12 protein-coding genes are annotated in these 13,480 nt (G+C 74.0%); 6 read left to right on the top strand and 6 right to left on the bottom strand.

Annotated elements, in window-relative coordinates; all coding sequences use genetic code 11:
* Positions 1-104 precede the first annotated feature (104 nt).
* On the top strand, positions 105-1,025 hold the full coding sequence (locus tag ACH4SL_RS35645; protein WP_398454013.1) for a sucrase ferredoxin: 921 nt from the start codon (positions 105-107) through the stop codon (positions 1,023-1,025).
* A gap of 76 nt (positions 1,026-1,101) precedes the next feature.
* On the opposite strand, the gene ACH4SL_RS35650 is transcribed toward ACH4SL_RS35645, so the two are convergent.
* The 5 genes from ACH4SL_RS35650 to ACH4SL_RS35670 form a co-directional block, all read right to left on the bottom strand.
* On the bottom strand, positions 1,102-2,748 hold the full coding sequence (locus ACH4SL_RS35650) for a cation acetate symporter (protein WP_398454016.1): 1,647 nt from the start codon (positions 2,746-2,748) through the stop codon (positions 1,102-1,104).
* A gap of 11 nt (positions 2,749-2,759) precedes the next feature.
* Entirely contained in the window at positions 2,760-3,239 is a 480-nt protein-coding gene (locus ACH4SL_RS35655; RefSeq protein WP_398454019.1) for a DUF485 domain-containing protein, read from the bottom strand.
* A gap of 94 nt (positions 3,240-3,333) precedes the next feature.
* Entirely contained in the window at positions 3,334-3,993 is a 660-nt protein-coding gene (locus ACH4SL_RS35660) for a response regulator (RefSeq protein ID WP_398454022.1), read from the bottom strand.
* Positions 3,990-5,144: a histidine kinase gene (locus tag ACH4SL_RS35665; protein WP_398454025.1), complete on the bottom strand. Its 1,155-nt coding sequence runs from the start codon at positions 5,142-5,144 to the stop codon at positions 3,990-3,992. Before ACH4SL_RS35665 ends, ACH4SL_RS35660 begins: the two co-directional genes overlap by 4 nt.
* Positions 5,141-5,620 carry a DUF1453 domain-containing protein gene (locus tag ACH4SL_RS35670; protein ID WP_398454028.1) on the bottom strand — a complete coding sequence of 160 codons (480 nt, stop codon included), beginning with the start codon at positions 5,618-5,620 and terminating at the stop codon, positions 5,141-5,143. Before ACH4SL_RS35670 ends, ACH4SL_RS35665 begins: the two co-directional genes overlap by 4 nt.
* A 265-nt stretch (positions 5,621-5,885) precedes the next feature.
* On the opposite strand from ACH4SL_RS35670, the gene ACH4SL_RS35675 reads away from it, so the two are divergent.
* From ACH4SL_RS35675 to ACH4SL_RS35695, 5 genes are all read left to right on the top strand, one after another.
* Positions 5,886-6,542 (top strand): maleylpyruvate isomerase N-terminal domain-containing protein, encoded by a 657-nt coding sequence (locus ACH4SL_RS35675; protein ID WP_398454031.1) that lies wholly within the window; start codon positions 5,886-5,888, stop codon positions 6,540-6,542.
* A gap of 149 nt (positions 6,543-6,691) precedes the next feature.
* Positions 6,692-7,930, top strand: a complete 1,239-nt coding sequence (locus ACH4SL_RS35680; protein WP_398454033.1) for a phosphatidylserine/phosphatidylglycerophosphate/cardiolipin synthase family protein — start codon at positions 6,692-6,694, stop codon at positions 7,928-7,930.
* A gap of 124 nt (positions 7,931-8,054) precedes the next feature.
* A complete protein-coding gene (locus ACH4SL_RS35685; RefSeq protein ID WP_398454036.1) occupies positions 8,055-9,794 on the top strand; it encodes a diacylglycerol kinase family protein in 1,740 nt (579 codons plus the stop codon).
* On the top strand, positions 9,795-10,751 hold the full coding sequence (locus ACH4SL_RS35690; RefSeq protein WP_398454039.1) for a YihY/virulence factor BrkB family protein: 957 nt from the start codon (positions 9,795-9,797) through the stop codon (positions 10,749-10,751).
* Between the two features lies 1 nt (position 10,752).
* Complete coding sequence (locus ACH4SL_RS35695; RefSeq protein WP_398454042.1) at positions 10,753-11,556, top strand: phosphatase PAP2 family protein; 804 nt, start codon at positions 10,753-10,755, stop codon at positions 11,554-11,556.
* 33 nt (positions 11,557-11,589) lie between these two features.
* On the opposite strand, the gene ACH4SL_RS35700 is transcribed toward ACH4SL_RS35695, so the two are convergent.
* On the bottom strand, positions 11,590-13,155 hold the full coding sequence (locus ACH4SL_RS35700; protein ID WP_398454045.1) for a glycoside hydrolase family 88 protein: 1,566 nt from the start codon (positions 13,153-13,155) through the stop codon (positions 11,590-11,592).
* Between the last annotated feature and the right edge of the window lie 325 nt (positions 13,156-13,480).

Here is a 13,480-nt window from a genome sequence, read left to right on the forward strand (position 1 = left end):
GGGCCCGGCGCCGCAGCGGTGGCCGGGCCCCTGCGCGGGAAGCGCGCGACGGGGCTGCCGGGGGCCGTACCGGATGTGGCGGAGCTGCGGGTTAGGCTCGCCCGGTGAGAGGTACGTGTACGTCCGCGTCGGCGGAGCTGGGCGAATCCGTGGCGGCGACCGCGGCCGTCGCGCGCACCTGGCTGCTGGTCGAGCAGCCCGGGCCGTGGGGCCCCAAGGCGCTGACATCGAGCCGGCTCGACCCCGCGGTGGGCCGGGAGCTGGAGCGGCTCGCCGACGGCACGGGGGTGCGGGTCGCGCTGATCCGGCGGCCCGGGCGGCACGCCGACCGGCACGTCCCCGCCGCGCACCGGGTCTTCCTGGCGCACACCGCGCCGGGCGCCTCCTGGGTGCGCGCCGGGTCCGTCGCGGATCCGGCGGAGCTGGCGGCGCTGGACTTCACGGCGCTGGGCACCGGCTCGCACGGCGGCTTCGGGGACGGCTACGCGGGCCCGCCGCTCGCGCTGGTGTGCACCAACGGGCGGCGCGACCGCTGCTGCGCGGTGCAGGGCCGTCCGCTCGCCGCCGCGCTGGCCGCCGCCGAGGGCGCCGGCGTCTGGGAGGCCACCCATCTGGGCGGCCACCGCTTCTCCCCGACCATGCTGGTGCTGCCCTTCGGCTACGCGTACGGGCGGGTCGACGGCCCGCTCGCCAAGGAGGTGCTGGCGGCGGCGCACGCCGGGCGGGTCGTCCTGGACGGCTGCCGCGGCCGCTCCTTCTGGGACCGCCCCGAGCAGGCCGCAGACCTCGCCGTACGCGCGCTGACCGGCGAGGAGCGGGAGGGCGCGCTGGAGGTCTCGGGCACCACCGCGGACGGGCCCGACCACTGGACGGTCCGGGTGCGGCACGCCGACGGCCGGGCCTGGGACGTCTCCGTCGCCCGGACGGCCGCGCAGCCGCCGCGCCCGGAGAGCTGCGGCGGCGCGCTGGGCACCCCCGCCGCCCTCGCGGCGGAGCGGGTGTCGGCCGTCGGCTTCCGTTCCTGAAGAACCCGTACGGCGACACCCGCGCGGCCCGGGCACCGCAGTGCCCGGGCCGCGGCGAGCCGCCTGGCCGGGCGGGCTACACCGCTCCGGCCCCGGTGAGCGACCTGACCTCGGTCTCGGCGAAGCGCTTCGGGTCGGCGGGCTCCGGCGACAGCACCGTGCCGAGCCATCCGGCGAGGAAGCCGAGCGGGATCGAGATCAGCCCGGGGTTCTCCAGCGGGAAGATGTGGAAGTCGACCCCGGGGAAGAGCGCGTCCGGCCGCCCCGACACGACCGGCGACAGCGCCACCAGCAGCAGCGCGGGCACCAGACCGCCGTAGATCGCCCACACCGAACCGCGGGTGGTGAAGCGGGACCAGAACAGCGAGTAGAGCAGCGCCGGCAGGTTCGCCGACGCGGCCACCGCGAAGGCCAGACCCACCAGGAAGGCGATGTTCTGGTCCTGGGCGAGCAGGCTCAGCGCGATCGCCACCGCACCGATGCCGACGGCGGCGAAACGCGCGACCCGCACCTCGTCCTCCTCCATGGCCTCGCTGGGGTCGCGCCGCCCGTGCCGGGCCGCGGGGCGGCGCAGCGCGGTGTAGAGGTCGTGCGCGACCGACGCCGAGGAGGCCAGGGTGATACCGGCGACCACGGCCAGGATGGTCGCGAAGGCCACGGCGCCGACGATGGCGAACAGCACCGTCCCGCCGGTCGTCCCCGCCCCGCCGCCGAGCGCCTCGGCGAGCAGCGGCACGGCGGTGTTGCCCGCCGCGTTGGACGAGCGCACGGTGTCCGACCCGACGACGGCCGCGGCGCCGAAGCCCAGCACGATCGTCATCAGGTAGAACGCCCCGATGAGTCCGATCGCCCACACCACCGACTGCCGCGCCGAGCGGGCCGTCGGCACCGTGTAGAAGCGCGACAGGATGTGCGGCAGCCCCGCGGTGCCCAGCACCAGGGCGAGGCCGAGGCTCACGAAGTCCAGCCGCGAGGTCCAGCTCCCGCCGTACTTGAGCCCGGGCGCCAGGAAGGCGTGCCCCTGCCCGCTGCCGCCGACCGCCGACCGCAGGAGGTCGTCGACGTTGCCGTGGAAGCGCCACAGCACCATCACGGTGAGCAGCACCGTGCCGCTCATCAGCAGCACCGTCTTGACGATCTGGATCCACGTGGTGGCCCGCATCCCGCCGAAGGTCACGTAGAAGACCATCAGCGCCCCGCAGCCGATCACCGCCCAGGTGCGCGCCGCGGTGCTCTCCCCGCCGAGCAGCAGCCCGACCAGGCTGCTGGCCCCCACCATCTGCGCCACCAGGTAGAGCACGGACACCACGACCGACGAGGTGCCCGCCGCGATCCGCACCGGGCGCTGCTTCATCCTGGCCGACAGCACGTCCGCCAGCGTGTAGCGCCCGCAGTTGCGCACCAGCTCCGCGACCAGCATGAGCACCACGAGCCAGGCGACCAGGAAGCCCACCGAGTACAGCAGCCCGTCGTAGCCGTACAGCGCGATCAGCCCCGAGATGCCGAGGAAGGACGCCGCCGACATGTAGTCGCCGGAGATCGCGAATCCGTTCTCCATGGGGCTGAACATCCGGCCGCCGGCGAAGAACTCCACCGACGAGCTGCGCTGCCGCCCCGCCCACGCGGTGATCGCCAGTGTCACCGAGACGAACACCGTGAACAGCACCACGGCCAGCCCCTGGTGCTCGCCGGCCGAATCCGCCAGATACGCCGCCGCTGTCATCCGTTGGTCCTTCACCGCACGCGCTCCTGCCCGGTCCTGGTCGCCAGCGTCCAGCGCAGGTCGAGTGCCGCCCGGTCCCTGCGCAGCCGCGCGTGCCGGGTGTACGCCCAGGTCAGCAGGAACGTCGTGGCGAACTGCGCCAGCCCCGCGACCATCGCCACGTTGAGCTGCCCGGCGACGCGGCGGCCCATCAGCCCCGGCGCCGTGGTGGCCATCACGACGTAGAGCAGATACCAGGCCACGAACGCGGCCGCCGCCGGGAAGGCGAATCCTCGGTACCGCTGCCGCACTTCCCGGAACGCGGCACTCAACTGCACCTCCTCGTAGACCGCCCCCCGGTCCCCCGTCACCGCCGCGGCAGCCGGAGCTCTCTCCTCGGGCGGCGCGGGAGGCTCGGCCTGACCGGGCAGCCAGAGTTCTTCCTCTCCGGTGTCCCGCCATGGGTCGTCCACCCGCAGCGCCAAAGGGTCGCCGCCGTCGTGCTTGTTCACCGAACTCTCCTCGTTCCACGGCCAGATGAGCCGTGTGCCCCATTTTGGACAGAGCAGGAAGATCCCGGCGGACAATCACGAATCGCTCACCCCATCAGGTGATGCCCTTCCGGTAGGCGTATCCCACGGCCTGAGCGCGGTCCCGCACCCCCGTCTTCGCGAACAGGTTGTTGATGTGCGTCTTCACCGTGGCCATGCTGACCTGCAGCCTCGCGGTGATCTCGGCGTTCGACAGCCCCTCCGCCACCAGCGCCAGCACCTCCGCCTCCCGGACCGTCAACCCGTCCGGCAATTCCCTCCTCTCGGCGCGTCGCGTCGTACCCCCGACATCACCTCGCCCCGCCAGCACCTCCAGCACCCGGCCCTGGAGCGCCGGCGACAACCCTGCCCCGCCCGCGGAGACATCCGCGATCACCCGGGCGATCTCCTCCCCGCCGGCGTCCTTCGTCAGATACCCGCGCGCCCCTGCCCGCAGCGCCGGGAAGAGCGAGTCGTCGTCGGCATAGGTGGTGAGCACCACCACCTGCGTCGCCGGACACCCGGCCCGGATCCTCCGGGTCGCCTCCACCCCGTCGCACCGCGGCATCCGCAGATCCATCAGCACGACGTCCGGCTTCATCTCCGCCGCCAGCCGGACGGCCTCCTCGCCGTCCGCCGCCGCTCCCACCACCTCGATCCCGGGCAGCAGCCCCAACAACGTCACGATTCCCTCGCGCACGACCGTCTGGTCGTCCGCGACCACCACCCGCGTCATGCGGGCACCCGCAACCGCACCACGAAACCCTCCTCCACCGGTCCCGCGTCCAGCGCGCCGCCCAGCAGCTCGGCGCGCTCCCGCATCCCCACAAGACCGTAGCCGGATCCGGAGGCCCCCAGAGAGTTGTCCACAGGCCCTGGAGCACCGAAGTCCCTGAACTCCAGCTGCACCTCCGCCGGGCGGTACTCCAGCCGCAGTTCGACCCGCGCCCCCGGCGCGTGCTTGCGGACGTTCGTCATGGCCTCCTGCGCCACGCGCCGCACCGCCAGACCCGCCTCCGCCGGGATCCCCCGCGACTCCCCCGTCACCTCCAACCGCGCGCCCTCCGACGACACCAGCTCCCGCAGGAAGTCCTCCACCGGCGACATGTCCCCCCGCAGCGCCGACAGCGCCTGCCGCGTCTCGGCCAGGCCCTCCCGCGCCATCCGGCGTGCCGCCACGACCCGCTCCAGCACCACCTCGCGGTCCGCGCCCCGCTCGATGAGCAGCCGGGTCGCCTCCAGGTGGACCGTCTGGGCCGACAGGCTGTGCGCCAGCACGTCGTGGATCTCCCGCGCGATCCGCGCCCGCTCGGCCAGCGCCGCCGTCTCGGCCTCCGCCTTGCGCGCGGCCCGCTCCTGCGCGAGCAGCCGCTGCGTGTTGCCCCGCGCCTCGGCGTCCAGCCGGGCTGTGTAGCCCAGCAGGCACAACCCCAGCACCGTGAGCAGCGCCGCCGGCCTGCCGTCGGAACCGCCGACCAGGACGAAGTCGGCCAGCGCCACCCCGGCGATCGGCACCGCCGCCGCGAGCGGCAGCCGCTGCAGGGAGACCATCGCCACCCCGCAGAGCAGCACGCTCGCCGCGACGGGCGCGTCCAGCGCCTGGCAGGCGCTCGCGGCACCGATCAGCAGCACCATGAGCGCCACCGCGGGCCACAGCAACCGCCGCAGGGTGACCGTGAAGAAGAGCCACAGCACCGCGCTCGCGGCGGCGATACCGGCCAGGGCCAGCGCGATCTGCCAGGCGGGCAGATGCGTCCTGGTGACCGTCGCCCACACCGCGACCGCCAGCAGTACCACCCTGACCCCGCGTCCGAGCCCGCGGCGGCCAGCCGACCTGCCCGAGCGGTCCAGGGCCTCCTTCGACGGCCAGGACGTCCCCATGCTCATGCGACCGTACGGTACGACGGCTCCACGCCCCGGGCCCGCCGTACGAGCAGCGCGGCACGTATCAGCAGCGTGAGGGCCACCGCGAGCAGGACCGACCCCGTCTCCTCGCGCACCCCGGCGGCGGTCCCCGCGGCGTAGAGCGCGACGCGCACGGCTATGCCGACCACCCACACCGTGATGCTCGCCCTCGTCCCCTGCGTCCAGACCGAGCCGTCCTTCTCCGTCCACACCCGGGTCGTCCGTGCCCACGCGAGGCCTATGCCGGCGCCCACCAGCAACTCGGCGCACAGCAGCAGGACCGAGAGATCGCGGTGCGCCGGATCGACCAGCCCGCCGTCCCGTATCGCCAGCACCAGCAAGATCCCGGGGATCAGCCACCACCGCCCGCCCGCCGAGACCCGGCGCGGACGGAGCTGGCGGGCGATCACCAGGCCGAGGACCGCGACGACCACGAGAGCGTTGAGCCAGCCGGACATGACGGGCACCTCCACAGGATGATGCGGGGATCACCGGCGGTCTGCCGGTGTCTTCGAATCTACGCAAACCCGCTGTTCAGCGGATCAAGCCCCAGGTGGAAATCCCGCGTCCACCCCCAGGTGGAGAGGCCCCGTACCGGGGCCGGGCCCTCCACCCGGCCGCCCTCCCGCGCAGCCCGGCAGCCCCACGGCCCCCGCTCGCGCCGTCCCAAGGTCCGCGCCGCCTCGCCGCCCAGCCGCCCCGCCGCGTTGCTAGGTTGCGGTCATGGACCTCTTCACGCAGTCGTGGACCGCCCTGCGCGCGGCCGTCGCCGGGCTCGCCGAGGAGGACTTCGGCAAGCCCTCGGGATGTGCCGGCTGGCTGGTCCGCGACCTGGTGTGCCACCTGGTCATCGACGCGCAGGACGTGCTGATCACGCTGGCGACCCCCGAAAGCGGCGAGCCGACCCGCGACGCCGTCACGTACTGGGAGGTCTCCTCCACCGCCCCGACGGGCGAGGACCCGCTCGACGCGCTGACGGTCCGGCTCGCCGCGGCCTACCAGGACCCGGCGCTCCTCGCCTTCCACCTCGACGACGTCGGCTCCGCCGCCGGACGCGCCGCGCAACTCGCCGACCCCACTGCCCGGGTCGGCACCCGCGGGCAGATCCTGACCGCCCGCGACTACCTGGGCGCGTACGTCCTGGAGTGGACGCTGCACCACCTCGACCTGACCGCCCACCTCCCCGCGGTCCCCGGCCCGCCGCCCGAGTCCCTGGCCAGGGCCCGCGCCTTGCTGGAACAGCTCGCGGCCGCCCCCTTCCCCGCGGCCTGGCCCGACGCCGAAGCGCTCCTGGTCGGCACCGGCCGCCGCGCCCCGACCGCGGCGCGGCGCGCCGAACTGGGCGCCCTGGCCTCGCGCCTGCCGCTCGTCGTGGGCTGAGCCACCGGACCGCCCGGATCCGGCCGGTCCGCCGTCCTCCGAAGACGTCCCGCTGGTCAGCGGGCCTCATCCGGCGACGGCTGGGCAGACGGGGAATGGGTGCCGTCGGCCGGAGACGGCCGACGGACGCCGTTCCACGGGAGGTTGAGATGACGGTTGTGGATTTCCGCGCCCAGCACGACAGCGGGGCCCCGCGCGACAACGGGCACGCCGAGCCACCGGCCCCCGACCGGCTCGCCCGGGCCCAGCGGCTGCGCAGGCGGCTGGAACGCCTCATCGGCATCGCCGCCACCGAGGGCAACGCGCTGCGCCCGCTGCGCAACGGCGACGAGATCTTCCCCGCCCTCCTCTCCGCGGTGCGAGGCGCCCGGCACACCGTCGACATGATGACCTTCGTGTACTGGCGCGGCCAGATCGCCCGCGACTTCGCGCACGCCCTCGCCGAACGAGCCGCCGCCGGCGTGCGCGTACGGCTGCTGCTCGACGGTTTCGGCGCCCAGCAGATCGAGCCGGCCCTCCTGGAGACGATGGAGGCGGCCGGCGTGCATGTGGCGTGGTTCCGCAAGCCCCTGTGGCTCTCGCCGTTCAAGCAGAACCACCGCTGCCACCGCAAGGCGCTGATCGTCGACGAGGACCGCGCGTTCACCGGTGGCGTGGGCATCGCGCAGGAGTGGTGCGGGGACGCCCGCAACCCCGACGAGTGGCGCGACACCCATGTCGAGGTCCGGGGCCCGGCGGTCGACGGGATCAGCGCCGCCTTCGCGCAGAACTGGGCGGAATGCCACACCGAGCTGTTCGACGACCACGACCGCTTCGTCCCGCACGAGCAGCCGGGGAAGGCGGTGGTGCAGGTGGTCCGCGGGTCCGCGAGCGTCGGGTGGCAGGACCTGCAGACGCTGCTGCGCGTGGTCATCGCCTCGGCCGAGGAGCGCTTCCGGCTCTCCACCGCCTACTTCGCCCCCGACCGCTACTTCGCGGACCTGCTGCGCGCGACCGCCCGGCGCGGCGTCCAGGTGCAGATCATGCTGCCCGGCCCGCACACCGACCAGCGCGCCTGCCGGCTCGCCGGGCAGTATCTGTACGCGTCGCTGCTCGACGCGGGCGTGGAGATCATGGAGTACCAGCCGACGATGCTCCACACGAAGATCGCCACCGTGGACGGGGTGGGCGCGCTGATCGGCTCGTCGAACTTCAACCGCCGGTCGATGGACCACGACGAGGAAGTCATGCTGGCCGTGCTGGACGAGGACTTCACGGCCTCGCTGGACGCCGACTTCGAGCGCGACATGCTGCGTGCCGAGGCGATCGAGCCCTCCCGGTGGCGCCGCCGCGCACCGCTCCAGCGCGCCCGCGAGGCGGCCGTGCTGCCCATCCGCCGCTTCCTCTGAACCACCGCCTCCGCGGATACAGCGTGGCGCCGCCAAGCCCGCGGCCGGAGCCCGTCCGCCCGGCGGCGCAACCGCACACGCACCCGCCCGTCCTCCGCAGCCCACCCGCCGAACAGGGGGTCCCATGCCCACCGTGCTCCCGGACCGTAGCGTTCCCGGCCCCCGCCGCGGCACGAGCCGCCGGTCCGCCGTCCCGTCCCGTGCCGGTGGTCCGCCCCTGCTGACCACCGGAACCGCCGCCACCGCCGCGCGCATCACCGCGCTGACGGCGTGCCAGGCGGCGCTGCTGATCGGGCTGGGCCTGCTGATCACCGGCCCGGCGCGCCATCTGTGGCCGATCACCGCCGAGGACCGCGTCAACGAGGGCTTCGAGCACGTGCGGACGAGCACCTTCGACACGCTGACGTCTCTCGGATCCGAGGCGGGCAACACCCTGACGATCATCGCGATCACGCTGGTCGCCTGCGGCGTCCTGGTCCTCGCGCCGGTCCTGCCGCGGTGGCGCGAGGCCGTCTTCCTCGCGGTGAGCGTGTCGCTCCAGGCGCTCGTGTTCCTCGCCATCACCTCCGCCGTGGATCGCAACCGGCCCGAGGTGCACCGGCTCGACAACTCGCCCCCGACGTCGAGTTACACCTCGGGACACACCGGCGCCGCCACCGCCCTGTACGGCGGGCTCGCCGTTCTCGTGCTCATCCGCGCCCGCAGGCTGAGCCGCCCCTGGCGGATCGCGGTGGCCGTCCTGCTGACGCTGCTACCGCTGATGGTGGGTACCTGCCGCCTGTACCGCGGGATGCACCATCCGACGGACGTCGCGGGCGGGATGCTCAACGGGGCGCTCTCGCTGCTGATCGTGGGCCGAACGGTGCTGACCGGCGACGCCCTCCCCGCCCCGCTCCCGGAGAACGCCGTGGACGCCTCCGTGGCCGAGGCGCGGAAGGACGTCGAGCCGGCTCCCGGTACGACGGTCGTGATCGTCAACCCCGTCTCCGTCACCGCCTCCGACCGCGACCGCCTCCGGCTGGTGCTGGAACGCCACGGCCGGAGGTCACCGCGCTTCGCCGAGACCACCGTCGACGACCCGGGAGGCGGCCAGGCCGCGCGGGCCGTGGCCGACGGAGCGGAAACGGTCGTCGTCTGCGGTGGCGACGGCACCGTCCGGTCGGTCGCCGACGCCCTGGCCGGTACGGGCGTGCCGCTGGCGATCGCCCCGCACGGCACCGGAAATCTGCTCGCCCGCAACCTCGGCCTGCCCCTCGACCCCGCCCGGGCCCTCGACACGGCACTCGGCGGCTCCCCGCGTCCCGTGGACCTCGGCCTCGTCGAGGGCGACGGGCTGCCCGCGACCCACTTCTGCGTCATGGCGGGCGCGGGACTGGACGCCGCGCTGATGGAGGCGACGCCGGACCGCGCCAAGTCCGCGCTGGGCTGGCCCGCCTACGCCCTGGCCTCGGTGCGCGCCCTGCGCACCGCCCGCACACGCCTCTCGCTGTGCCTGGACGGCGGTGAGCCCGTGCACCGCACCGTGCGCATGGCCGTGATCGCCAACGTGGGCCGCCTCCAGGGCGGCGCCTCGCTCGCCCCCGCCGCCCGCCCGGACGACGGCCTCCTGCACGTCGTGCTGCTCGACCCGCACGGCCTGCGCGGCTGGATCTCCGCTACGGCGCAGATCCTCCGGGGGCCCTCCCGGCACCCCCGGCCCGGCGGACCGGAGATCTTCGCCTGCCGTGACGCCGAGCTGATCCTGCACGCCCCCTGCCCGCGCGAGATCGACGGCGACCCGGTGTCCGCCGGGCGGCGCATCTCGGCGCGCGTCGTACGCGGAGGGATACGCGTCTTCCGTCCCGAGCCGGGTACGGAGGTCTGAATGGGCACCGCGACACGGGTCCCGCAGACCCATGACATGCCCGAGGACGAGCTGTCGGCCGACGAGGCGATGGCCGCGCTGCTCCGCTACGGCCGGTGGCCGCTGCTGCGCGACTCCTTCGTCCGCTTCCGCTACGCCGACGGTTTCAGCCATGCGCGGGCCCTGGCCCTGCAGATCGTGCTGGCGGTGATCCCGCTGGCCATTGCCTTCGTGGGCCTGTCCACCGCGCTGCACGGCGAGAGCCTGGGGCGGATCGCCGAGCTGACGATCCGCCGGCTGGCGTCCGGCCCGAGCGAGCAGGTCGTCGAGGACGCGCTCGCCCGCAGCCGCCGGCACGCCGGGGAGGGCGCCCGGTTCGCCCTGTGGTTCGGCCTGATCTTCTCCTGGGTGAATCTCACGACGGCCATGTGCCAGATCGAGCGCGGGGCGAACCGGATCTACGGCGTCGAGCGGGACCGGCCCTTCCGCCAGAAGTACGCCCGGGGCCTGGTGATGTCGGTGACGGCCGGCGCGCCGCTGGGCCTGGCGACCGTCGCGATGGTGGCCGGGGACGAACTCGGGGCCTCGGTGGTGGAGGTCTGGCACGCGGGGGGCGGCACCGCCCTGAGCGTGTGGAACGCCCTACGCTGGCCCGCCGGGGTACTCCTCGCCCTGGCGTCGGCGAGTGTGATCTTCCGCGGGTCGCCGCGACGGCGTCAGCCGGGCTACACATGGCTGGCGTTCGGGGCCGCCGTCTCCATCGTCCTGTGGGCCGGACTCACCACGCTGCTGGCCCTGTACCTGCGCTACAGCGGTTCGTTCGACACCGTCTACGGCCCGCTGAGCGCGTTCATGGCCCTTCTCCTGTGGTCCTACCTGACATCGCTCGCCCTCTTCCTCGGACTGTCCTTCGCGGCCCAGTTGGAGGCGGCGCGGGCGTTGCGGCCGGGCCCCGCCCAAGCCGATCCCGGAGCATGACATGCCCTCGCACCCCGCCCCCACGAGGCTCACCGGCCCCCCGTCCGCCCGCGACCGCATCCGCCGGGCCGACCGCAAGTACGGCGCCCACCTGCTCGGTTCGGCTGCCGGCGCGGCGGTCGCGGCGGCGCTGTTCGGGCTCGTGCTCGTCCTGGTGGAGGCGCACTGGGGACCGCTCCGGCGCGTGGACAGCGGAGCAGCCGACACCCTGCACCGCCGAGCGCTCCACCACCAGGGGTGGACGGACGGGCTGGCCTTCGTGTCGAACCACATCCTCAGCCCCGGCACCCTGCGCACCGCGGTGGCGCTGCTCACCCTCTGGCTGCTGCACCGCAGGGCCTGGCGGCTGGCCGCGTGGTCGGCGGTGACCGCGCTCGCGAGCGCGCTCACCGGCACGCTCGTGAAGGCGGTCGTCGAACGGGCCCGCCCCGCCCTGCCGGATCCGGTGGCGCACGCGCCGGGATACTCCTTCCCCTCCGGACACGCGATGACGGCCACCACGTCCTTCGCGATCTTCCTGCTGGTCCTGCTGCCGCTGGTGCCGCGCGCCGCGCACCGGCTGTGCTGGCTGACCTCCGCGGTGGCCGTGGTGGGCGTGGGCTTCACGCGCGTGGCGCTCGGCGTCCACTGGTGCAGCGACGTGATCGGCGGCTGGCTGCTCGGCCTCACGGTGGTGGCGGCGACGGCCTGGGCCTTCGAAGCCTGGCGCTCCGACGCCCACCGGCCCGCCGCCGCCGTGACCGAGGGCCTGGAACCCGAGATCGACGCCCCCCACCCGGAACCGGCCCATTCCCCCGACGCCTGACCCGGCTCTCCGGCCCCTCCGCGGCCCGGCCTCCTACAGGGCGAGGAGGTCGAACTGCTCCCACGTCCCGACCGTCGCGGCGCTCGCGACGAGCGCCGAGGCACCGGCGTTCCCCGCGGTGACGTACTTGCCGTTGGCCTGCGCCCGCAGGCTCACCGAGCCGTTGGCGTTGGCGACGACCTGGAAGGTCTCCCAGGCCTGCGCCGCCGCGCGGTTGGCGATGAGCGGCGAGGCACCCGCGTCGTCCGCACTGACGTACTTGCCGTTGGCCTGCGCCCGCAGCGTCACGTCGCCGCCGGAGCCGGCCGTCAGGGTGAAGGTCTCCCGCCCCTGCACGCTGGTGCGGTTGGCGATCAGCGGCGAAGCGCCGCCGTCCTCGGCGGTGACGTAGCGGCTGTTGATCCGGGCGCGCAGCGCGTACGTGCCCGAGGCCGGACCGCCGCCGCCGGTTCCGGGCGAGGCGAGCGCGGCCACCTCCGTGCCGCCCAGCAGGAAGCCGCCGACGCCGAAGTCGGCGCTGCTGTCGTAGGTGACGGGCTGGCTGGAGTCGGGGCGGTCGCCGACCTTCTGGACGTAGCCGAGCACTCCGTCCGGGTGGACGGCGGTGGCGACCAGGCCGTTCCAGGCGCGGGCCGCGACCGGCAGATAAGTGCTGGGGTCCACCAGGCCGGAGGCGACGGCGTAGGCGGTGCCGTAGAGGAAGAAGGCGGTGCCGCTGGTCTCGGGCCCGGGGAAGTGGGCGGGGTCGGCGAGGTTGACGTTCCAGAAGCCGTCGCTGCGCTGGACGGGAGCGACCGCGGTGATCAGCCGGGTGAGGGTGGCGCGGTATTCGGGGACGTCTGCCTGGCCGGCGGGCAGGGCCTTGAGGACCTTGGTGTGCGCCCCTGCGACCCAGCCGTTGCCGCGCGACCACACCACCGGCTTGCCGGACGGCGAGACGATGCCGCCGGGCAGGAAGTTCTTGTCGCGGTACCACAGCCCGGTCGCCGCGTCGTAGAGCCCGGGGCCGCCTTCGGCGCTCTTGGTGTGGGTGTAGAGCCGGTGCAGCTTGTCGAAGTAGCCGCTGTCGCCGCGTAGCACACCGAGCCGGGCGAACTGCGGCATGGCCATGTGGAGGGCGTCGTCCCACCACCAGTCGTCGTTCTTGTTGACCTGGTTGACGTACGTCATGGTGTGCAGGCAGGACTCGATCGCCGCGATCTTGCTGTCGGCGGGCGCGAGGTCGTACAGGTCGAGGTACGCCTGCCCCGCGCACTGGTTGTCGGCGTCACGGGTGCCGGTGCCGCCGTTGAGCCCCCAGCTGTGCGCCTGGGCCCAGTTCGTCACGTAGTTCAGGTATGTGGCGTCGGAGGTGAGCCGGTAGAGCGCCATGAGGCCGCTCATCAGGGTGGCGTTGGCCCACTGGTTGTCCCCGCCCCGGGGATGCGCGCCGATCCACTGGTCGGCCACCCGACGCAGCACCAGGACGATGTCGGGCCGCGCCGGCAAGGTGGACGCCGGCGCCGCGGCACTCACGGCGCGTGCGGCGGGCGCGGCCAGCGTGGGTAAACCGGCCGCGGTGAGCGCGAGCGTGCCGGTCAGAAAACTGCGTCGTTCCATGGCGATGCCTCTCACGAACGGTTGGTGGGGGACGAGCCTTCGTGATCGCTCACGCGCGCCACGCCCGCACTCCCCCGGTCGCGTTCACACTCGCGAACAAGGAACACCAACGTGACTCACCGCGCATCGCGACCATAGGACTGGACCAATCACGCGGTCAATCCCCCACCCTGCCGGACGCCGGCAGGCACCTGCCCGACACGGTCGTACGAGCTTCGGCCCGCGTCCCTGAACGACGGGGCCGTCCCGAGCTGGAGCGGCTGTCCGTTCGTGCCCGGCGTCGGCACCACCCGCGAGACAGGCACCACCACACGCTCGCGCGGGC

Origin of the sequence: Streptomyces sp. NPDC021020 (assembly GCF_044333285.1) — a bacterium.
Classification (GTDB): domain Bacteria; phylum Actinomycetota; class Actinomycetes; order Streptomycetales; family Streptomycetaceae; genus Actinacidiphila.

Coding starts and splice junctions, on each gene's coding strand:
- ACH4SL_RS35680 (WP_398454033.1), top strand. CDS start 6,692: ATGACGGTTGTGGATTTCCGCGCCCAGCACGACAGCGGGGCCCCGCGC.
- ACH4SL_RS35700 (WP_398454045.1), bottom strand. CDS start 13,155: ATGGAACGACGCAGTTTTCTGACCGGCACGCTCGCGCTCACCGCGGCC.
- ACH4SL_RS35675 (WP_398454031.1), top strand. CDS start 5,886: ATGGACCTCTTCACGCAGTCGTGGACCGCCCTGCGCGCGGCCGTCGCC.
- ACH4SL_RS35685 (WP_398454036.1), top strand. CDS start 8,055: ATGCCCACCGTGCTCCCGGACCGTAGCGTTCCCGGCCCCCGCCGCGGC.
- ACH4SL_RS35670 (WP_398454028.1), bottom strand. CDS start 5,620: ATGTCCGGCTGGCTCAACGCTCTCGTGGTCGTCGCGGTCCTCGGCCTG.
- ACH4SL_RS35690 (WP_398454039.1), top strand. CDS start 9,795: ATGGGCACCGCGACACGGGTCCCGCAGACCCATGACATGCCCGAGGAC.
- ACH4SL_RS35695 (WP_398454042.1), top strand. CDS start 10,753: ATGCCCTCGCACCCCGCCCCCACGAGGCTCACCGGCCCCCCGTCCGCC.
- ACH4SL_RS35650 (WP_398454016.1), bottom strand. CDS start 2,748: ATGACAGCGGCGGCGTATCTGGCGGATTCGGCCGGCGAGCACCAGGGG.
- ACH4SL_RS35660 (WP_398454022.1), bottom strand. CDS start 3,993: ATGACGCGGGTGGTGGTCGCGGACGACCAGACGGTCGTGCGCGAGGGA.
- ACH4SL_RS35665 (WP_398454025.1), bottom strand. CDS start 5,144: ATGAGCATGGGGACGTCCTGGCCGTCGAAGGAGGCCCTGGACCGCTCG.